At 69.2% G+C, this 20,626-nt stretch carries 17 protein-coding genes and 1 tRNA gene; 11 read left to right on the top strand and 7 right to left on the bottom strand.

Features of this window, described 5'->3' with window-relative positions:
• Positions 1 to 26: 26 nt before the first annotated feature.
• Positions 27 to 1,478: an amidase gene (locus C5B97_RS11560; protein ID WP_104312167.1), complete on the top strand. Its 1,452-nt coding sequence runs from the start codon at positions 27 to 29 to the stop codon at positions 1,476 to 1,478.
• Positions 1,479 to 1,500: 22 nt separating this feature from the next.
• Here C5B97_RS11560 and C5B97_RS11555 read toward each other — a convergent pair whose 3' ends face one another.
• From C5B97_RS11555 to C5B97_RS11545, 3 genes are all read right to left on the bottom strand, one after another.
• Positions 1,501 to 1,896 (bottom strand): Fe-S oxidoreductase, encoded by a 396-nt coding sequence (locus C5B97_RS11555; RefSeq protein ID WP_104312166.1) that lies wholly within the window; start codon positions 1,894 to 1,896, stop codon positions 1,501 to 1,503.
• A 116-nt stretch (positions 1,897 to 2,012) separates the two neighbouring features.
• A complete protein-coding gene (locus C5B97_RS11550; RefSeq protein ID WP_104312165.1) occupies positions 2,013 to 2,768 on the bottom strand; it encodes a PspA/IM30 family protein in 756 nt (251 codons plus the stop codon).
• An 88-nt stretch (positions 2,769 to 2,856) separates the two neighbouring features.
• Positions 2,857 to 4,947, bottom strand: a complete 2,091-nt coding sequence (locus C5B97_RS11545; protein ID WP_181026988.1) for a TPM domain-containing protein — start codon at positions 4,945 to 4,947, stop codon at positions 2,857 to 2,859.
• Positions 4,948 to 5,204: 257 nt separating this feature from the next.
• Here C5B97_RS11545 and C5B97_RS11540 point away from each other — a divergent pair, with 257 nt between their 5' ends.
• Both C5B97_RS11540 and C5B97_RS11535 read left to right on the top strand, forming a co-directional pair.
• On the top strand, positions 5,205 to 5,507 hold the full coding sequence (locus tag C5B97_RS11540) for a DivIVA domain-containing protein (protein WP_179556530.1): 303 nt from the start codon (positions 5,205 to 5,207) through the stop codon (positions 5,505 to 5,507).
• Between the two features lie 77 nt (positions 5,508 to 5,584).
• A complete protein-coding gene (locus C5B97_RS11535) occupies positions 5,585 to 6,415 on the top strand; it encodes a siderophore-interacting protein (RefSeq protein WP_104312162.1) in 831 nt (276 codons plus the stop codon).
• Between the two features lie 99 nt (positions 6,416 to 6,514).
• Here the strand turns inward: C5B97_RS11535 and C5B97_RS11530 are convergent, their stop codons facing one another.
• From C5B97_RS11530 to C5B97_RS11515, 4 genes are all read right to left on the bottom strand, one after another.
• Complete coding sequence (locus C5B97_RS11530; RefSeq protein WP_104312603.1) at positions 6,515 to 7,978, bottom strand: SDR family NAD(P)-dependent oxidoreductase; 1,464 nt, start codon at positions 7,976 to 7,978, stop codon at positions 6,515 to 6,517.
• Between the two features lie 127 nt (positions 7,979 to 8,105).
• The gene (fmdA, locus tag C5B97_RS11525; RefSeq protein ID WP_104312161.1) at positions 8,106 to 9,359 is read right to left on the bottom strand and encodes a formamidase; all 1,254 of its coding nucleotides are present in this window, start codon (positions 9,357 to 9,359) and stop codon (positions 8,106 to 8,108) included.
• 35 nt (positions 9,360 to 9,394) lie between these two features.
• The gene (locus C5B97_RS11520; protein WP_181026987.1) at positions 9,395 to 9,682 is read right to left on the bottom strand and encodes an FmdB family zinc ribbon protein; all 288 of its coding nucleotides are present in this window, start codon (positions 9,680 to 9,682) and stop codon (positions 9,395 to 9,397) included.
• Positions 9,683 to 9,842: 160 nt separating this feature from the next.
• Positions 9,843 to 9,915 (bottom strand) — tRNA-Arg (locus tag C5B97_RS11515).
• A gap of 130 nt (positions 9,916 to 10,045) precedes the next feature.
• On the opposite strand from C5B97_RS11515, the gene C5B97_RS11510 reads away from it, so the two are divergent.
• From C5B97_RS11510 to rho, 8 genes are all read left to right on the top strand, one after another.
• Positions 10,046 to 10,837 (top strand): transglutaminase family protein, encoded by a 792-nt coding sequence (locus C5B97_RS11510; RefSeq protein WP_179556534.1) that lies wholly within the window; start codon positions 10,046 to 10,048, stop codon positions 10,835 to 10,837.
• Between the two features lie 57 nt (positions 10,838 to 10,894).
• Positions 10,895 to 12,559 carry an arginine--tRNA ligase gene (argS, locus tag C5B97_RS11505; RefSeq protein ID WP_104312158.1) on the top strand — a complete coding sequence of 555 codons (1,665 nt, stop codon included), beginning with the start codon at positions 10,895 to 10,897 and terminating at the stop codon, positions 12,557 to 12,559.
• Positions 12,560 to 12,566: 7 nt separating this feature from the next.
• The gene (locus C5B97_RS11500; RefSeq protein ID WP_146080797.1) at positions 12,567 to 13,370 is read left to right on the top strand and encodes a DUF2993 domain-containing protein; all 804 of its coding nucleotides are present in this window, start codon (positions 12,567 to 12,569) and stop codon (positions 13,368 to 13,370) included.
• A gap of 105 nt (positions 13,371 to 13,475) precedes the next feature.
• On the top strand, positions 13,476 to 14,591 hold the full coding sequence (locus tag C5B97_RS17960) for a hypothetical protein (RefSeq protein ID WP_181026986.1): 1,116 nt from the start codon (positions 13,476 to 13,478) through the stop codon (positions 14,589 to 14,591).
• A gap of 60 nt (positions 14,592 to 14,651) precedes the next feature.
• Positions 14,652 to 16,112: a diaminopimelate decarboxylase gene (gene lysA, locus C5B97_RS11490; protein WP_258068172.1), complete on the top strand. Its 1,461-nt coding sequence runs from the start codon at positions 14,652 to 14,654 to the stop codon at positions 16,110 to 16,112.
• Positions 16,113 to 16,125: 13 nt separating this feature from the next.
• Entirely contained in the window at positions 16,126 to 17,472 is a 1,347-nt protein-coding gene (locus C5B97_RS11485; RefSeq protein WP_104312156.1) for a homoserine dehydrogenase, read from the top strand.
• Between the two features lie 96 nt (positions 17,473 to 17,568).
• Entirely contained in the window at positions 17,569 to 18,519 is a 951-nt protein-coding gene (gene thrB / locus C5B97_RS11480) for a homoserine kinase (protein WP_104312155.1), read from the top strand.
• Positions 18,520 to 18,662: 143 nt separating this feature from the next.
• Positions 18,663 to 20,609, top strand: coding sequence for a transcription termination factor Rho (gene rho / locus C5B97_RS11475; RefSeq protein WP_104312154.1), 1,947 nt, complete (start codon positions 18,663 to 18,665; stop codon positions 20,607 to 20,609).
• The last annotated feature ends 17 nt before the right edge of the window (positions 20,610 to 20,626 follow it).

The raw sequence follows: 20,626 nt of genomic DNA, 5'->3' as shown, positions 1-20,626 counted from the left end.
CGTGCCCGTTCCTCGAAAGGCGCACCATGAGCGAACCGCTGCACGAACTCGGTGCCATGCGGCAACGCGAGCTGATCGCCGCTGGCGACCTCTCGCCCGTCGACCTCGTGAGCGCCTACCTCGCGAGGATCGACGCCGATGCTGGCAGGTCGGGCGCGTTCATCACCGTGACGCGCGAACGCGCACTCGACCGGGCGCGTCAGCTCGAGCAGGATCCCGAGGCTCGCTCGCAGCGCGCCGACAGGCGCTCAGCCCCGCTCTGGGGCATGCCGTTCGCGGACAAGGACCTCGAGGCACGTGCTGGCGTGCCGACGACGTTCGGCTCTCGAGCCTTCGCCGGCCACGTGCCTGAGGCGAGCTCGGCACTGGTCGAGACGATGGATGCGGCGGGCGGCATCAGTCTGGGCAAGACGAACACTCCAGAGTTCGGGCTTCCCGCGTACACCGAGAATGCGGTCGCCGCCCCGGCCGTCACCCCATGGGGGTCCGGGCTCGGTGCCGGCGGCTCCTCGGGTGGAGCCGCCGCGGCGGTCGCGGCGGGGCTGCTGCCCTTCGCGCCGGGCTCCGACGGTGGCGGCTCCATCCGCATCCCCGCCGCGGCCTGCGGTCTCGTCGGCCTCAAGCCGAGTCGGGGTCGTGTGCCAGACGGGTCCGGCGTCGGATCGCTGGCCGGACTGCCCGTCGCCGGGCCGCTCGCGAGGACAACAGCGGATGCAGCGCTGCTGCTCGACGGCATGATCGCCCGCCGCGCCGACGGGGGCCAGGCTGACCGGAGCGCGCTGACGGCCCCGGCGGGAGAGCGGTCCTACGTCGACGCGCTGGAGGCGCCCGTCCGGAGACTCCGCATCGGCTTCACCACGTGGTCGCCGTGGTCGACCACCTACGCCATCGACCTCGACGATGGCGTCGCCGAGGTCTTCGAGGCGACCAAGGAGCACCTCGTCCGGCTCGGGCACCAGCTCGTGCCGGCGACCCCGGTGGATGCGCCCGAGTACTTCGAGGCGTTCCGCACGGTCTGGCAAGCGGGAGCATCCACCATCCCGCTCGAGGGGGAAGCGCTTGCTGCGCTTGAGCCGTTGACACGCTGGCTGGTCGGCGTCGGGAGGACGAAGTCGGCGGCGGACCTGGCCGCCTCGCTCGCGTCCCTCGGTGCGTTCGAGCGCAGCATGATCGCCCAGTACTCGGAGTTCGACGTCGTGCTGACCCCGACCCTGGCGATGACCCCGAGGCCGCCGGGATGGTTCGATGCGGAGGACGGCGAGCGGAACTTCGAGCAGCAGTGCCAGTTCACCCCGTACACCTCGTACGTGAACGTGACCGGGCTGCCGGCGATCACGATGCCGACGGGGTCAGCGCGCGGTCTACCGGTCGGCGTGCAGGCCATCGGGCGCCCCGGGGACGACGTGACGCTGCTTCGACTCTCGAACGAGCTCGAGCGGGAGCTGGACTGGCCGAGGCGGCACCCGCCTACGTGGTGAGCGGCGACGTGCTCGCGTCCGGTCAGCCGCGCGGGGCTGGACGCCGGCGTGGCGGCAGGTAGTTGCCGTCTTCCAGGCCGGCTTCGATCTCGAAGCGGTTCTTGAGCGGGTCGAAACCCGCGAGCCAGTAGAGGGGCGGGAACAGGAAGCCGTAGCGCTTCCACTGCTCGACGTGCACGCGTTCGTGACGGAACACCCGCTCGCCGACGACGTCGCGCGTCAGATAGACACGGCCGACACAGGTCCCTCCTCGGCGGAAGGCCCACTTCGGGAGGCCGCGACAGACGATGAGCCCGTCGTGCACTTCCACGCGGCCCGTCGAGAGCGGGACTCCGACGACGAGACCGACGGCGGTCGCTGCGTGGTAGCCGAGTCGCGAGATCGGCGAGTCGAGGAACAGGCTCTTGAGGGGGTTCATGGTGACGACCTTCGTACGCTGATTGTGGTGCCGCGGAAAGGCTGGGGGAGAAGGACGCCGCTGAGACCCGACCGTGTGCGACGGGTCTCAGCGGCGAACACTGCCGGTTTCGAGGTCTAGAAGCTCTGCTCCGGGGCGTCGATGGCGGCGGGGGAGCGCTGCCCCTGCTTGAGCGCGGCGAGGCGAGCCTCGACCTCGGTCAGCTTGCCGAGGTCCTCGAGCTGGTTGAACTGCGAGTCGAGGCTGGAGGTCTGCAGCTCCTGCTGGCCGCGGACGAGCGCCTCCTGGCGGCGCACCTTCTCCTCGAAGCGGCCGAGGTCGCTGGTCGGGTCCATGACGTTGATGCTGCCGAGGGCTTCGTTGACCTTCTGCTGCGCCTCGGCCGTCTTGGCGCGAGCGGCGAGCTGATCGCGCTTGGCGCCGAGCTGACGCAGCTTCTCGCGCATCCCCTCGAGGCCGCCCTTCAGCTGGTCGACGACCTGCGTCTGGGCGCGGATCTGCGGTTCGGCAGTGCGCGCCTCGGTCTCGGACTCGATCTGGCGCGAGAGCGCGACCTTGGCGAGGTTGTCGAACTTCTGCGCGTCGACCTCATCGTTCGCGGCTCGGAGCTCGTCGGCCTTTCGGCTCGCGGCGAGCGCCTTGTTGCCCCACTCCGACGCAGCCTGCACGTCCTCGCGGTAGTCATCCTCCAGCATGCGCAGCTGGCCGATGGTCTGCGCGATGGCCGACTCGGCTTCCTTGATGTTCGCGGTGAAGTCGCGGATGAGCTGGTCGATCATGAGCTGCGGGTCTTCCGCATTGTCGATGAGCGAGTTGATGTTCGCGCGGACGAGCTGGCTGATTCGTCCGAAGATGGACTGCTTGTTGGACATCGAGTGCTTCCTTCTTGCTGGTCGGTTCCTGGTGGATGGCAGTGCTGTGAAGTGGTGTGTTGCAGGCTGTGTGCTCCCGGGAGCGGCGTCAGCGCCGTCGGCCGCCGCCCGAGGAGCGGAAGCCGCCGCCTGAGGAGCGGAAGCCCCCGGACGACCTGAACCCGGAGGAGCCGCCTGAGCGGCGGCTCGAGCCGCCTCCCCAGGAGCTTCCGCCTCCCCAGGAGCTGCGACTCGAGGAGCCGCTGTTGCTGATGAGGCCGCCGAGGATTCCGCCCAGGAGCCCCGAGTTGAAGTTGCTGTTCGAGTTGACGCCAGACGACATGCCCCAGCTCTGCTCGTAGCCGCTGCGCTGCATCTGCACCTGGCTCCTGGCCTGCTCGGTCGCCCGTTCTGCGAGGCTGATCGCGCTCTTAGCCCGCTGCATCGCCTCTTCGGGCTGCGTCGCGGCGAGCTGCTCCGCCGTTCGGAGCTCGGTCTCGGCCTGCTGGATGCGCGCGCGGGGTTCGCTCTCGACGGCCCCTCGTCGTCCGTCGATGAACTGGAGCCCGCCCGTGACCGCGGAGCGGGCTTGTGCCAGCGCGACGTCGAGCTGGCGACGCAGACCGGCGAGGCGCTCATGCTCCTGCAGCAGCGATGCGATGGCGGTGTCGAGCGCCTCGTCGGCCTCGCGGAGAGCGCCGAGGGTCCGGAGGGGATCGGCCGCTGCCGTCCCGCCGGAGCGGGCACGGCCGATGGCCTCGTGGGCCGCAGTCTGAGCCGCCGCCGCCGCAGCGGCGACGTCGGGCTGCAGCGACGCCTGCTGGACGAGCTGGGAGCTGCGCGCGAGCCCGGACTCCAGCTCCCCGATCTCCTGGCGGATGAGCTGCTCCGCGTTCTCCAGGTCGCTCGCTGCGGCGCCGATCGAGCCGAGCACCGAGCTCACCCGTGCGAGCGCGAGCTGCGCGTCACTGATGTCGACGGCCGCGGGCCCGGTCCGGCCCTCACGAAGACCGCCGTCCGCGTTCTCCGTCTCCGTGCGGGCCAACGCGAGCAGCTCCCTCGCGTGCTGCGTGGAATCGTCGACGGTCGAGAGCGCCTGTGCGCTATACCGGGCACGCAAGGCTGTCAGCTGCGACTCGGCACCCTGCATCTGGCCTTCCAGCCGGTCGAGCTCGCCGCGCACCTGCCTGAGCAGTTCCGGCGCGTTGCGTTCCATGTCCCGCAGCTTCTCGAAGCGCGCGGCCTGCTCGGCGACGCGCTGCTCGGCCTGGTTCGCGAAACCCAGGATGGCCTCGTTCATCTGGATCTTGGCGGGCTCCGGCTCCGGGGTCGCGTCGAGGTACTGCCCCTGAACGTCGAACGCTCGTCGCAGCTGCTCGCGCGCATCCGCCACGGCCGCCCGGTACTCGGCGACCGGCTCCTGACCGAACTGCGCCTCGGCGAAGCTCACTTCCTGGTCGGCGGCGGTCACGAGGTTGTCGACCCTGACGAGCTCGCCTGCTGCGCGCTGCGCCAGCTGCTCGAGCTGCGCCGTGCGCTGAGCCTGGGTTGCCCGCTGTCCCTGCTTCTTCTTGCGCCGGGCCATCAGGACGACGACCAGGATGATGAGGGCCACGACGACGATGAATCCGCCCGCGAAGAGGAAGATCGGCCCCGCATCGATGCTCGGGGCGGCTCCGGCCGACCCACTTCCTGCCCCTGTCAGCTCCTGGCGGAGGGAGTCGGCGGCAGAGACGGCGGCTTGGCCGTAGTCGCCAGCATCGAGGTTGGGTGCGATGGACTGCGTCTCGATGTCGCGGAGCGCCCCGTCTCCGAGAGGGAAGGTGCTGTCGGTGTTGAGCCCGAAGTCGAGCTGATCGACGCCGACATAGAGGATGACCGCCTCAGAGCCGAGGTCGTTGACGGACGCGAACTCGCTCGCCCAGTCGAACCCCTCACTCGGGTTCGAGAATCGATCGACGATCGCGAAGTACATGGTGAAGTCGGTGTCTGCCTCGAGCGCGGAGATCGCCTGCTCGATGTCGGCGGTCTCACCCGTGACGACCCCGTCGGGGTCGAAGATGTGCCCGTCGGGGGCCCCTGGGCTTGTCGCTGGCGCGATGGCAGCGGAAGTGATCGGAGAGACCTCGGCGGATGCTGGTGCACTCGTCCCGAGGAGTGCAACGGCAGCGATGCCGAGCAGAGAGAGCGCACGACGCACGGAGACCCCTTTCTGGCCGGTCAGCGGCCTCGCTCGTAACGCTAGCGGGACCAAGCCGTGAAGAACGTGATTGTTGTGCGCGTCGTCGCCGTGCCGGTGAACACGTGGGGAACGTCGGGCATCGTGGTGGTGGCCAACGTGAGCACTTGGTGACGATCGGGCGTCGATGTGTGATTCCGCATGGAGTTCCGTAGAATTGTCGTGCACCGGACAAGCGCACCTTGTCCGGTTTTCACATGAGACACAGGAGGTCCAACGTGCGAAGTGAAGACGTACGCACCAAGCGGTTCAACGCGCTGAAGTTCGACGGCTGCTACGACGTGCAGGAGGTCGACCAGTTTCTCGACCAGGCAGCGGCGACGCTGGAGGCGTTCGAGAGCGGCCACCCGGAGGAAGCCCAGATCGCGGGAGCCCATGAAGTCGAGGCGGTGAAGTTCACCTCGCGCGTCTATGAGCGCGGATACTCGGCGCAGGAGGTCGACGTATTCCTGGAGGAGCTCGCCGATGCGATCGCGCGCTACAAGCGCTCGGAGGACGCCACCGACGCCAAGGGGTCGTGAACCCGGTTCCATCACCTGTTCCCGGCGAGGGTTGTTAGGCTGTCCTAACTCATGCCCCCATCGTCAGGAGCCCCCACGTGACCGAAGCCGTCGTCCAGAAGCCACGCAAGCGCGGACCCACCGTCCGTCTGACGGTGGTGCGGACCGAGCGCCTCAGCCGTTCGCTCGTCCGCGTCCATTTCTCCGGCGCAGACCTCGACGACTTCGATCTCGAGCACGCCGACACCTACCTGAAGCTGCACTTCGGGGCAGGCATCGGCGAGCTCGAGCTCCCCTTCGACCTGCAGGAGCTCCGGGCCACGCTCCCGATCGACCAGGTGCCGGTCCGTCGCACCTACACGGTCCGCGGCATCGACCGTGCGAGCGGAACCGTCTCGGTCGACTTCGTCGTGCACGGCGACGCTGGGGTGGCCGGACCCTGGGCCCGAGACGCCAATCCGGGCGACGTCATCGTCGCAAGTACCCCGCACGGGGCCTACTCCCCGCTGCCCGAGAGCGACTGGCACCTCATCTGCGGTGACGAATCCGCCCTCCCGGCCATCGCCCGCACGCTCGAGGCGATGCCGGACGACGCCAAGGGCGCAGTGCTCGTCGAGGTTGGCGGGGACGAGGACCACATCCAGCTCGAAGCGCCGACGGGGGTCACCGTCACCTGGATCCACCGGGGCGAGCACGGCGGTTTCGACCGTCAGCTGCTCGCAGCCGCGGTCGAAGAACTCGAACTCCCGGACGGGAGGGTCCAGGTGTTCGCACACGGCGAGCGCGAGCAGATGAAGCGGCTGCGGAAGAACTTCTCCGCGCGAGGCATCGATCGATCGCAGCTCTCCCTGTCCGGCTACTGGGCGGCTGGCCGGACCGAGGACGCCTTCCAGAGCGAGAAGCGCGAGCCGGTTGGCCAGATCTTCTAGTCGGGTGGCCAGATCTTCTAGTCCAGACACCGTCCGTCTGGCTCGGCGGGCAGTTCCGGTGGTCGGCCGTGCTGGCGGGGTGGACGCCAGCCCCGCCGGCTACCAGGAGCCCGGCTTGTAGTCCTTCAGGAAGACGCCGAAGAGGTCCTCGCCGGTCTCGCCTCGAACGATCGGGTCGTAGACGCGTGCGGCTCCGTCGACGAGATCGAGCGGAGCGTGGAAGCCCTCCTCGGCGAGCCGGACCTTGGTGAAGTGCGGTCGCTCGTCGGTGATCCAGCCGGTGTCGACGGCGGTCATGAGGATGCGATCGCTCTCGAACATCTCCCTCGCGCTTGTGCGCGTGAGCATGTTCAGTGCGGCTTTCGCCATGTTCGTGTGGGGGTGACCTGGGCCCTTGTAGCCACGACCGAACACGCCCTCCATCGCGGAGACGTTGACGATGTAGGTGCGTCGAGCCGACGATGCCTTGAGCGCGCCACGCAGCTTGCTGACCAGCAGGAACGGGGCGGTCATGTTGGCGAGCTGCACTTCGAGCATCTCGATGGGCTCGACCTGGTCGACGTGCTGGGTCCAGGAGTTGATGTGCAGCTCGTCCGGCACGAGTCCGCCGGCGTCGATCGCGGTGCCAGCGGCGAGGCGTTCGAGCGACGAAGAGCCCGCGGCCATCGCGTCGGCGCTGAGCTCCTCCGCGGTTCGACCGGCAGCCGACGAGAGAATCGGGTGCGCCGCAACCGACTCCGCGAGGGCGAGCGGATGCGCGTCGTTGGTGTGCCCGAACGTCACGAGCTCCGGGAGCGGGCCGTCCGGCAGCGGCGCCAGCTCAGCCTCCACGAGCGGCGCGTAGGCGCCGGGGGAGCGACGCACGGTCTGCGCCGCGTTGTTGATGAGGATGTCGAGCGGCCCGGCAGCCGTGACCGAATCTGCGAGGCCCATGACCTGAGCCGGGTCGCGGAGATCGATGCCGACGATCTTCAGCCGGTCGATCCATTCGGCGGAGTCCGGCAGCGCCGAGAAGCGGCGCACGGCGTCGCGCGGGAAGCGCGTCGTGATCGTCGTGTGGGCACCATCGCGCAGGAGACGCAGCGCGATGTACATGCCGATCTTCGCGCGACCGCCCGTGAGCAGCGCGCGCTTCCCCGTGAGGTCGGCTCGTGCATCCCGCTTCGAGTGGCTGAACGCCGCGCAGTCGGGGCAGAGCTGGTGGTAGAACGCATCGACGACCGTGTAGGGCTGCTTGCAGATGTAGCAGGCGCGCGGCTTGAGGAGCTCGCCCGCGCTCGGGGTCGTCGTGGAGGTGGAGATCGGGATGCCGCGGGTCTCGTCGTCGATGCGATCGGGCGCGCCGGTCGCGGTCGCCGCGACGACCGCCTTGTCGGCGTCCGCGATGCGCTGCCGCTTCGCGGCGCGTCCCACCCGCTTCACGTCCTTGAAGAACTGGGCCGTCGCGCGTCGCACGGCGATGAAGTCCGGGTCCTCGCGGTCGTACGCGGACAGCTGCTCGAGCACCCGCAGGGTCGTCGCGAGGTCGGCTTCGCCGATGCGCTCCGGAGCGCTGCTCGCGATGGTCGCATCGTCGGGCGCCGCCGTGGGCGTCTCGTCTGGGGTCTCTGAAGGCACACGAGATTGTAGAGGCCAGCGGGCAGGCGCGCCACGTGCGCCCACCCGCGGCCCCAGATGAGGGCGGGTCCTCTCAGGAGGCGACGGCCCTCGGCGCCCCCATGCCCGGGTCGATCTGATGCGGCCCGCGTGCGGAGGGCCGAACGTCGAAGTCGAAGATCGCCGTCGGCAGGTACACCGTGGAACAGGAGTTGGGGATGTCCACGACGCCAGACAGACGGCCCTCGATCGGCGCCGATCCGAGCAGCAGGTAGGCCTGCTCGGGGGCGTAGCCGAACTTCGTGAGGTAGTCGATGGCGTGCAGGCATGCTCGCTGGTAGGAGAGATGGGAGTCGAGGTAGCGCTGCTCCCCGTCGAGCGTCACGGAGGTGCCGCTGAACGCGATCCACTCGCTGTAGTTCGGCTCCACGTTCCCTGGCATGAAGATCGCGTTCTCCGAGACCCCGTACGTGTCCATGCCGCCCTTGATGACGTCGACCCGCACATCCATGAACCCGCCCATCTCGATGGCGCCGCAGAAGGTGATCTCGCCGTCGCCCTGGGAGAAGTGCAGGTCGCCCATCGAGAGGTTCGCTCCGTCCACGAAGACGGGGTAGAAGATGCGGGTGCCCTTCGAGAGGTTCTTGATGTCCTGGTTGCCGCCGTTCTCCCGCGGGGGCGCGGTCCTGGCGGCCTCACCCGCGACGCGGTCGAACTCCGAGTCGGGGAGCGAGCCGAGCACCGCGAACTGCGGCTCGGGCGGCAGTGCGAGCGGCGGCACACGGTTCGGGTCGGTCGCGATGAGCGTCCCTTCCCGGGCGTTCCAGGTCGCGAGCAGCTCCGCCGACGGAGCCGTGCCCATCAGCCCTGGGTGGATGAGCCCGGTGAAGGACACCCCAGGCACGTGGCGAGAAGTTGCGGTCTGTCCGCTGAAATCCCAGATCGCCTTGTACGCGTCCGGGAACTGATCGGTGAGGAAGCCGCCGCCGTTCTGCTTCGCGAAGATCCCGGTGTACCCCCAGCCCTGGCCCGCGAGTGGGCCCTTCTCCTGCGGGATAGGACCGACGTCGAGGATGTCGACGATGAGCAGGTCGCCGGGCTTCGCCCCCTCGATGCGGAACGGGCCGCTGAGCTTGTGCACCGTGAGCAGCGGTGCGTTGAGGATGTCTTCGGCCGAGTCGTCGTTGACGATCGCGCCGTCGAACCACTCGCGGCAGTCGACTCGGAACTCGTCGCCTGGTTTCACGGTGGCCACCGGTGGGATCTCCGGGTGCCACCGGTTGTGGCCGATCTTCTCCTGGTCCTCGAACTTCTTCGAGGAATCGAGGGGAAACAGCACGTCTGGCATGGGGCGGTCCTTTCGTTGGTGCGAGCCCCACGACGTCAGTGTCGTGGCAGCTTCGCGTGGAGCGGATTGCGGGTGACGCCGGATCCGGCCCGGCGCGGAGTGCCGGGGAGCGAGCTCACGACGCCGGGCTCGTGCGCAGACCTGGCGGAGGCATCGATGAGGCCGTACGCGGAAGAGCCCGCGGCGGACAGATGCGGCGCGCCGGGACGCCGCAGCGCCTCGCCTCCGCACTCCGGGCAGGTGGATGCATCCGGTATGGAACTCATCGTGTGAACCTCGTCGAAGCGATGCGAGCTGTCGCATCGGTACGTGTAGGTGGGCATCCTTGCCTCCCCTCGTCGAGGTACTGCTGACCGTAGCCCCGCGTCGCGACGGCTGTCAACGGTGCCATGTCGACGGTCGATGGGTCCCGGCCCACGCGCAGACGGCCCGGCTCTGCGCTGCAGAACCGGGCCGTGCGTGATGCCTCGCGACATCGAGATGTGCCCCCGACAGGAGTCGAACCTGCGACCTTCGGTACCGGAAACCGGTGCTCTATCCACTGAGCTACGGAGGCGGGCGCGGAGCTGAGCATTCAGCAGCGCGGGGCCAATACTAACAGGGCCAGAGGGCATCCCGACGCCACCCTGCGAGGCCGCACACACTTGTGCTGGAACGCCATGACGGCGTGACACAATCCGCTGGTGATGCGAAAGATCGAATCTGCCATTGACCTCGAACTCGACGGGGAAGCCGACCTCGTGTTCTCGATAGCCGCCCACACGCTGGCGAGCCTCGAGAGCGAGACGTTCACGATCACGGGCGACGGACAGCCGCTCGAGGTCATCGAGTCGATCGACCGCTCCGAGTGCCGGCTGCACCGCGTGACGACCTCAGCTAGGCACATCGAGATGCGCTACAGCGCGACGGTTCTCGGACGCGCGCAGGCGAACGAGCCGGAGGAACTCGATCTCATCCAGTTCCGCCGCCCCTCTCGCTACGCGGAGTCCGACCTGCTCGGGCCCACGGCCCGCTCGATGTTCCGCGGCAAGCAGGGTTTCGAGCTCGTCGATGCGGTCGTCGACTGGGTCTCGAGGAACATCAGCTACGTGCCGGGCTCCAGCGCGCCGACCGACGGCGCGCGAGACACGTTCCTGAAGCGCCAGGGAGTCTGCCGTGACTTCGCGCACCTGACCATCGCGTTCCTGCGCGCCAACGACCTGCCGGCACGGCTCGTGTCCGTCTACGCTCCCGGCCTGGTGCCGATGGACTTCCACGCCGTGGTCGAGGTGCTCGTCGACGGGGCCTGGTATGTCGTGGATGCCACCCACCTGGCGCCGCGCCGCCTCATGCAGCGCATCGCGAGCGGTCGGGATGCCGCCGACACCGCCTTCCTCAGCAACACCATTGCGAATCTCCGCCTCTCGAAACTCCACGTGAACGCGACGTCGAGCGAGGTCATCCTCGAGGACTGGACCGAGCGGGTCCAGCTGGGCTGACCCCGGCGCTCCTTCGCGCCGCCGGAGCGCCCGTCTCGGCTCTAGGATGGGTGGTCTATGACTTCTCCAGCTCTCGTCACGGCTCTCACCACCGCTGTCAACGCCGCGCTCGCACCCCTCGAGGGCGCGGCAGGCATCACGGTCCCCGAAGCGGACATCGTGCTCGAGCGTCCGCGGAACCGCGACCACGGCGACTGGGCCTCGAACGTCGCGATGCGGCTCGCGAAGCGTGTCGGCACGAACCCGCGTGAGCTGGCCGCGAGCATCGTCGAGCAGCTGGTGCTCGACGCGCAGGTGGCGAGCGCCGAGGTCGCCGGCCCCGGCTTCATCAACATCACGCTCGACACGGCCACGGCTGGCTCGCTCGCGAAGGTCATCGTCGACGCCGGTGCGGCCTACGGCAATGGCGACTCGCTTGCCGACGTCAAGATCAACCTGGAGTTCGTGTCGGCCAACCCGACGGGCCCCATCCACATGGGCGGCGTCCGCTGGGCCGCGGTCGGCGACTCGCTGGCACGCGTGCTCATCGCTGCCGGCGCTGACGTGACACGCGAGTACTACTTCAACGACCACGGCGCGCAGATCGACCGCTTCGCCCGCTCGCTGCTCGCCGCCTACCTCGGCGAGGGCACGCCGGAGGACGGCTACGGCGGCGCGTACATCTCCGACATCGCGGGGCAGGTGGCTGCGGCCTACGGCGACGGGCTCGCCGAGCTCGATCGGGAGGCGCAGCAGGAAGTCTTCCGCTCGAAGGGCGTCGAGCAGATGTTCGGCGAGATCAAGCAGAAGCTCCACGACTTCGGTGTCGACTTCGACGTCTTCTTCCATGAGGATTCGGTGCACGAGTCCGGCGCCGTGGGACGCGCCATCGAGCGTCTGCGCGAGCAGGGTCAGATCTTCGAGCAGGACGGCGCGCAGTGGCTGCGCACGACGGAGTACGGCGACGACAAAGATCGTGTCGTCGTGCGCTCGAACGGCAGCCCGACCTACATGGCCGGCGACATCGGCTACTACCTCGACAAGCGCGAGCGGGGCTTCGACCAGTGCATCATCATGCTCGGCGCCGACCACCACGGGTACGTCGCACGCATGATGGCCATGGTCGCGGCCTTCGGCGACCAGCCCGGCGTGAACCTGCAGATCCTCATCGGCCAGATGGTGAACCTCGTGAAGGACGGCGAGCCGGTTCGCATGTCGAAGCGCGCTGGCACGATCGTCACGCTCGACGACCTCGTCGACGCAGTGGGCGTGGACGCGGGTCGGTACGCGCTTGTGCGCTCGTCCGCCAACTCGACCCTCGACATCGACCTCGATGTCCTCGCGCAGCGCACGAACGACAACCCCGTCTACTACGTGCAGTACGCGCACGCTCGCACGTGCGCCGTGGGGCGAAACGCGGCTGAGTCCGGCGTCGACCGCTCGGCCTTCGAGCCGTCCCTCCTCGACCACGAGTCCGAGTCCGCGCTGCTCGGCGCTCTCCAGGACTTCCCGCGCGTCGTGGCGGCGGCCGCCGAGCTGCGCGAGCCGCACCGCGTCGCGCGCTTCGCGGAGGAGCTCGCAGGGCTCTACCACCGGTGGTACGACAGCTGCCGCGTCATTCCGCGGGGGGACGACGAGATCACCGACCTGCACCGCACGCGCCTCTGGCTGAACGACGCCACGAGCACGGTCCTGCGCTCTGCGCTCACGATGCTCGGGGTCTCCGCGCCAGAGCGGATGTGAGCTCCGCGTGACGCCGGTCATCTCCGCCGAGCCGCCGCTCGGCCCCGGACAGGTCCCGAGGCCGCAGCGGAGGCGGAGGATGCGCCGCTGGGTGAAGGCCGCGCTTTGGGCGCTCGGCGCCCTGCTGCTCCTCGTCGGACTCGATGTCGGCGTGCGCCTCGTCGCGCAGGACCGGATCGCGCAGCACGTGCAGGACTCGCTCCCGCCCGGGGTCGAGGGTGATGTCGAAGCCCGCGTGCACGGCTTCTCGACGCTCTGGCAGCTCGCATCCGGTCGGGCGAGTCACGTCACGGTGTCGGCGGATGAGCTGACGGCGTTCGGACTGAACCTGGCGGCGAGCGTCGACGCCTACGGCGTGCACATCTTCGACGGCATGCGGACGGAGATGCTCACGGGCACCCTCGACGTTCCCGAGGCGACGCTCGAAGGGGTCGCGGCCCTGCCGGGGACGGATGCATCGCTGACGCTCGGTGAAGATGAGCTGTCGTACGCATCCACGGTCTCCTTCCTCGGCATCACCGGTGTGCTCACCGTGGATGCGCAGCTGCGGCTCGTTGACGGCGAGGTGGTCATCGACCCCACGAACGTCGAGGTCTCCGGCAGCGCGTTCGGGCAGGCGCTCACGCAGGCCCTTCCCGACATCGACGAGTTCGCGGTGCCCATCTGCACCGCCGACTACCTGCCCGCGGGTCTGCACGTTTCGGAGTTGCGCATCGGCGAGGGGATGCTGACGGTCGGTGTCGAAGCGAGGAACATCGCGCTCACGGCCGAGATCCCGGATTCCGGGGAGTTCTCCACCTGTCGCGACTAGTTTCGAGCTGAGACGATGGGGTCCGTGCCGACGAGGCCACCCTGGGCTCGACGGCTCGCCCTCAGCGCGTCGCCGACTCAGCCGCTGAGGAACTGGAGAACTGAGATGAGCATCCCGCCGAACGGACAGGGCTTCGGGCATCAGCCACGTCAGGGTCAGCAGCAGCCGGGGTACGGTCAGCAACCCCAGCAGCCCGGCTTCGGTCAACCGCAGCCGGGCCAGGGCCAGCAGCAGGGATACGGGCAGCAGCCTCAGCAGCCTGGCTTCGGTCAGCGCCCAGGGTACGGCCAGCAGCAGCCGCAGCCGCAGCCTGGCTACGGTCAGCAACCCCATGGTCCCGCCTACGGCCAGCCTCAGCAGCGTCCGTTCGGCCAGCCGCAGGGGAGCGGCTACGGCCAGCAGGTCGCGGGCGGTCCGCCCCCGAACGGTCAGCAGCCGGGCCCGTGGCAAGGCGGTCAGCCCCCGCAGGGCAAGAGGCCGCGGCCCTGGTACGCGCAGTGGTGGCTGTGGACCGCCGTCGGGGTCGTGGTGGTCGCGGGTGGCCTGGTCATCGGCGAGTTCGCGGCTCGGGCAAACGTGACCAGCGCGCTCGAGGAGCAAGCGAGCAAGATCGTCATCGACAACTACGGGGAGGCTTCAGCTCCGACGGAGTACACCGTCGCCGTGGACGGCTTCAGCGTGCTCGCGCAGGTGCTCACCGGCAAGATCGAGCACGCGACCCTGACCTCGGTGGGCGATGAAGGGATCACGGTCGGCATCGACCTCAGGGGCATCGACGCATCGCTGGAGGGTCAGGTGGACGCCACGACCGTCGATCTCTCGGTGGCGACCGACGTTCTCGATGGCGTTCCGACCGCTCTCCAGGGCGAGGAGAGCGAGATCGACACCGAGTCCTACGAGACGACGATCAGCTACGGCGACGATGTCATCAACATCGAGGCCGTGAGCGGAACTGGTGAGTTCCAGGTCAAGGTCGAGTCTGAGCTCGGGTACGAGACCGCCGACGGGAAGCTCTTCGTGACGAACGACAGCAGCATGACGCTGTTCGGGACGAGCATTCCCTTCGGGTCCGACGAGAAGGTCGAGGTGCCGACGTGCGCGGACTCGGGGCTCGAGGCGACGGTCACCGACGCGGGTGTCTCCAGCGAGGCGATCACGTTCTCCTGGCAGGTCGATGGTGCGAGGCTCGACGAGCTCCCCGCGGTGGCCGACTGCCTGTAGCCCCTGCGTGTCGGCGCCGGCGGCCTGTTCCGCCGAGAGGCCAGCCGATAGCATGCTCTGGTGCCTGAAGCTCTCCGCGAACCACAAGCTGTCCACCTGACCGGAGCGAACCCGCTCGCCCCTGCTGCCCTCGAGGTGCCGAGTGACCTGAACGAGCTCGACGCCCACGTCTGGTCGAGGAATGCGAATCGCGCCGAAGACGGCGCGGTCTCGATTGCGGGTGCGGATGTCCGCGCGCTCGCAGAGCAGTTCGGCACCCCGCTCTACATCGTCGACGAGTCGGATGCGCGAGCGAGGGCAAGCGAGACCGTCGCGGCCTTCACCGACGCATTCGCGCCACTCGGGGTCTCGGCCAAGGTCTACTACGCGGGCAAGGCGTTTCTGAGCGCCGAGGTCGTGAGGTGGATGCTCGAGGCTGGCTGCGCGATCGACGTGTGCAGCGAGGGGGAGCTGGCGCTGGCGCTGGCGGCCGGCGCGCCGCCCGCGCTGATCGGCTTCCACGGGAACAACAAGTCGAACCGAGAGATCGGCCTCGCCGTCGCCGCCGGGATCGGTGGGATCGTGCTGGACAGCACCCAGGAGCTCGATCGCGTCGCCGCGGCCGCCGCCGCCGCGGGGGTCAGGCAGCCCGTGCGCGTCCGCGTCAACTCCGGGGTGCACGCCTCCACGCACGAGTTCCTCGCCACGAGTCGCGAAGACCAGAAGTTCGGCATCCCGCTCGATGAGGTGGAGGCGTTCGTCGCCCGTATCCGGGAGCACCACTCGCTCGAGTTCCTCGGGTTGCACTCGCACATCGGTTCGCAGATCTTCGACGCGGACGGGTTCGGCGAGGCGGCGGACCGCCTCGTCGCCGTGCACGCGCGCCTGCTCGCCGGAGGGCCGGTGCCCGAGCTGAACCTCGGCGGCGGCTACGGCATCGCCTACCTGCCGCGCGAGACGCCGACCGACATCCGCACGATGGCCGCCCACATCGCCTCCCACGTGGCGGACGCCTGCTCGCGGCTAGGCATCGCCGTCCCGAACATGGCGTTCGAGCCGGGCCGCACCATCATCGGGCCGGCCGGCACGGCGCTCTACGAGGTGGGCACGACGAAGAACGTCCGCGTCCCACTCGACGCCGGGGGCAGCGCCGACCGCCTCTACGTCTCCGTGGACGGCGGCATGAGCGACAACGTCAGGGCCGCGCTCTACGAGGCCGAATACAGCGTCCGCCTCGCGTCGCGGGCGTCCGCTGCCGGGCCAGCGCTCGTTCGTGTCGTTGGAAAACACTGCGAATCCGGCGACATCGTCGTTCTGGCAGACTATCTCCCGAGCGATGTCGCCCCCGGCGACCTCGTCGCCGTGCCAGCGACCGGCGCGTACTGCTGGTCGCTCTCGAGCAACTACAACATGATCGGCCGACCGGCCGTCGTCGCGGTTCGCGACGGCGAGACGCGCACGCTGATCCGTGCTGAGACCGTGACCGATCTGCTTGCCAGAGACGCGGGACTCGCAGCTGCCGTGACCGATGAGCGCCCGTAACCGAGGAGAACCGATGAACCAGAACCGACCCATCCGTGTCGCCCTGCTTGGCGCGGGATCCGTCGGCTCGCAGGTCGCCCGCATCCTGCTCGAGAACGCCGAGGAACTCGCTGCCAGGGTGGGGGCCCCGCTGCTGCTCACCGGCATCGCGGTGCGCAACGTCGACGCGAAGCGCGACGTCGACCTGCCCAAGGAGCTGTTCACCGACGACGCCGAACGCCTCATCCTGGGCTCGGACATCGTCATCGAGCTCATGGGCGGCATCGACCCGGCGAAGCACCTCATCTCCCTGGCGCTGTCCACGGGCGCCGACGTCGTCACCGCGAACAAGGCGCTCGTCGCGGCGCATGGGCCCGAGCTGTTCGACCAGGCGCGCCGGGTCGGCGCGCAGCTCACGTACGAGGCCGCCGTGGCGGGCGCCATCCCGATCATCCGCCCGCTGCGCGACAGCCTCGCCGGCGACAGGGTCGAGCGCATCCTGGGCATCGTGAACGGCACGACCAACTTCATCCTCGACCGGATGCACACCAGGGGCGACTCCCTGGAGGAGGCCCTGCGCATCGCGACGGAACTCGGCTACGCCGAAGCAGACCCGACGGCCGACATCGGCGGCTACGACGCGCAGCAGAAGGCGGCCATCCTGGCGTCCATCGCCTTCCACACCGAGGTGCCCGTCGAGCTCGTGCACCGTGAGGGCATCACGGAGATCACCATCGAGCAGATCGAGCGAGCGAAGGCGGCTGGCTTCGTGGTCAAGCTGCTCGCGATCTGCGAGCGCGTGACGGGCTCCGACGGCGTCGAGGGCATCTCGGCGCGCGTCTACCCGGCGCTCGTCGACGAACAGCACCCGCTCGCCTCGGTGCACGGCGGGAACAACGCCGTCTTCGTGCAGGCGCAGGCCGCCGGCGACCTCATGTTCTACGGTGCTGGCGCCGGGGGAGTGGAGACCGCCTCGGCGGTCCTCGGTGACCTCGTCTCCTCCGCCAGGCGCCGCGTCAACGGCGGACCAGGCCTGGGTGAGTCGACGCACGCGGACCTGCCGGTACTCGAGGTCGGCGAGATCACGACCCGCTACCAGATCATCCTCGAAGTGCACGACCGTCCCGGTGTGCTCGCGGAGATCGCGAAGGTCTTCAGCGACTTCGGCGTCTCGGTCTCGACGCTCGAGCAGCGCAGCGCCGGTGGTCAGGATGGCTCGCCCGCGGGCCACTCCGCAGACTCAGCCGAGGGCGGGGCGACCCTCGTCATCGGCACGCACGCCGCAACCGAACGAGCCCTCTCGGCCCTTGCCGAGGCCCTGGCCGCTCACGAGGCATCGCGTCGCGTCACGGGGGTTCTCCGTGTCGAGGGCGCGCTCTAGCGCACGGCCCACCGGCGCCACCGACCACGACGCACCGCCCGTGGTGTCCGTCGAATTCACTCACATCGCAACAGTCCTCTGCCTAGGAGTCGCAGCATGAAGCAGGTCGAACAGGCGCGTCGCGTCGAAGTCAAGGTCCCCGCGACGAGCGCCAACCTCGGACCGGGCTTCGACACGCTCGGTCTCGCGCTTGCCGTCTACGACACGCTCGTCGTCGAGAGCGCGCCGGCTGGCGTCCTCGAGATCGACGTGGAAGGCGTCGGCTCCGAGAGCGTGCCACGCGACGCCTCGCACCTCGTCGTCCAGTCGATCGAGCACACGCTCACCGGCCTCGGCTACGAGCTGCCCGGGCTGCGCATCCACGCCGTCAACACGATCCCGCACGGGCGCGGCATGGGGTCCTCTGGCGCCGCGATCGTCTCCGGCGTCATGGCAGCAGCCGCGCTCGTCTCCAACGAGGTGGAGCTCGACGCGGACACGCTCCTGCGATTCGCGACCGAGCTCGAAGGTCACCCGGACAACGTCGCGCCGTGCCTCTTCGGTGGTCTGACGATCGCCTGGGTCGGAGAGAACGGGCCCCGCTCGAAGCAGCTGCTCGTGCATCGCGGCGTCTCGCCGATCGTCCTGATCCCGACCGAGACGATGTCCACCAAGCTCGCCCGCAGCCTCCAGCCCGAGAGCGTCCCGCACGCCGACGCGATCTTCAACCTCTCCCGCTCCGCCCTGCTCGTCGCCGCACTCGTCCAGAGCCCGGAGCTGCTCTTCGAGGCGACGGAAGACCGCCTCCACCAGAGCTACCGCGCATCCGCCATGCCCTTCACGAGCGGCCTCGTCGCCGAGCTGCGGGCCGCAGGATTGCCGGCAGTCGTCTCCGGCGCGGGCCCGAGCGTGCTCGTGCTGTGCGAGAGCCCCGAGCAGCGGCTCCGCGCCGCGGCGGTCGCGGAGGCCAACACGCAGACCGAGTGGAACGCCATCATGCCTGCCGTTGATTTCCTCGGTGCTACAGTGGAGGTGCTGTCGGGCGACGCGGCCACACTCTCGGTGTAGGCACAGCGCGACAGCTTCAACTCTCCGAGCAGCGGAGTACGCACCCCCCTCGATTTCTGTCGATGTGGTTCAGAGTGCGTGAGAAGTCCCGCTCGCTCGATCTGAACACCGCAGAACGCGGTAGAGGTAAGGACTCACAGCAGATGACTGACACGACACCCACTGCGGAGCAGGAAGCTCCGCTCACTTCCATGAAGGTCGCGGACCTCCAGGCGCTTGCCGCCGGTCTGCAGATCCGTGGCGCTCGGAGCTTGCGCAAGGGCGCGCTCATCGACGCCATCGAGGCCGCACGCGCAAGCGCCGCTCCCGAGGCGCCGGCCGTCGAAGCCGACGTGGCACCGCTCGAAGCTGACGTCGTCGAGACGGATACCGCACCGGTCGAGGCCGCTACGGCGCCCGAGGCGGAAACCCAGGCCGAGTCGGCGCCTCTCACCGATGAGGAAGCGCCCGTCGTCATCGATGACTCCGCAGCTCAGGAAGCGACCGCACCGGCCGCGCCCGCGGCTCCGGAGCTGTCGCTCGACGACCTCGTCCTCCCTCCCGCACGCGGCGAGGCCTCGGAGCAGGATGACGCACGCGACGAGGACCAGGGACGCGCAGGCCAGCGGAAGCGTGGCCGCGGCCGCGGCCGTCGTGGTCGCACCAACGACACCGAGCAGAGCACCACCGACAACGCAGAACCCGCCGCCAAGCAGGACGAGCCGGCCACGGAGTCCAACGGCGACGCGCAGGATGACGAGCAGCAGGGCGGGCGCCGTCAGCGCGGACGCTCGCGCGGACGCGGCGGAGACCAGGCGCAGGGGCGCGCAGAAGGCCAGCAGGCACAGGACACGCCCGCTGACGACGAGACGGACGAGCAGCGTCGTGGCCGCGGCGGTCGCTACCGCGACCGCAAGCGCGGACGCGGGGGAGCGGAGGACACCGAGCCCGAGATCGCAGCGGACGACGTGCTCCTCCCCATCGCGGGCATCCTCGACGTGCTCGACAACTATGCCTTCGTGCGCACGAGCGGCTACCTGCCAGGCCCGAACGACGTCTACGTGTCGCTCGCGCAGGTCAAGAAGTACCAGCTGCGCAAGGGCGACGCCGTCGTCGGCGCCATCCGCCAGCCGCGCGAGGGCGAGAACCAGCACGGCCGTCAGAAGTTCAACGCCATCGTGCGCTTCGACGCCATCAACGGCCAGTCGCCGGAAGAGCCGCGCCAGCGCCCCGACTTCGACTCGCTGACCGCCCTGTACCCCCAGGAGCGACTGCGCCTCGAGACGAGCGAGGACCGCGTCGCCACTCGCCTCATGGACCTCTTCGCCCCCATCGGCAAGGGGACCCGCGGCCTCATCGTCGCACCGCCGAAATCGGGCAAGTCCATCGTGCTCGAGCAGGTCGCCGCCGCAGTTGCGAAGAACAGCCCTGACGTGCACCTCATGGTCGTCCTCATCGACGAGCGTCCCGAAGAGGTGACGCACATGCAGCGCACCATCCAGGGCGAGGTCGTCGCGGCCACGTTCGACCTCCCCGCCGACGACCAGACCACCGTCGCGGAGCTCGCCATCGAGCGGGCGAAGCGCCTCGTCGAGCTCGGCCACGACGTGGTCGTGCTGCTCGACGGCGTGACCCAGCTGTGCCGCGCCTACAACCTCGCGGCTCCCGCATCCGGTCGCATCCTGCCTGGTGGCGTGGACGCCTCCGCGCTGACCCCGGTTCGCCGCTTCTTCGGCTCAGCCAAGAACGTCGAGAACGGCGGCTCGCTCACGATCCTCGCCACGGCCATGATCGGCACCGGCTCCAAGACGGAAGACACGATCCTCGAGTCGTTCGCCGGCACGGGCAACATGGAGCTGCGCCTGTCCCGCGACATCGCCGACAAGCGCGTCTTCCCCGCCATCGACATCTCGCACTCCCAGACGCTCCGCGAGGAGCAGCTGCTCACGCAGCAGGAGGTCGAGGCGACCTGGAGCATCCGCCGAGCCCTCACAGGCGGCGACCCGCTCCTGCTGCTCGAGGCCGTGCTCGCCCGCGTTGCAGGCACGAGCACCAACGCGGAGTTCCTCGCCTCTGTCGCGAAGCAGCCCATCCGCGCCGCCAAGGCATAGTCATGGCCAGACACGAG

It is taken from the genome of Pseudoclavibacter sp. RFBB5 (assembly GCF_002931555.1).
GTDB lineage: Bacteria > Actinomycetota > Actinomycetes > Actinomycetales > Microbacteriaceae > Pseudoclavibacter.
This window is presented reverse-complemented; position numbering and strand designations above follow the sequence as displayed.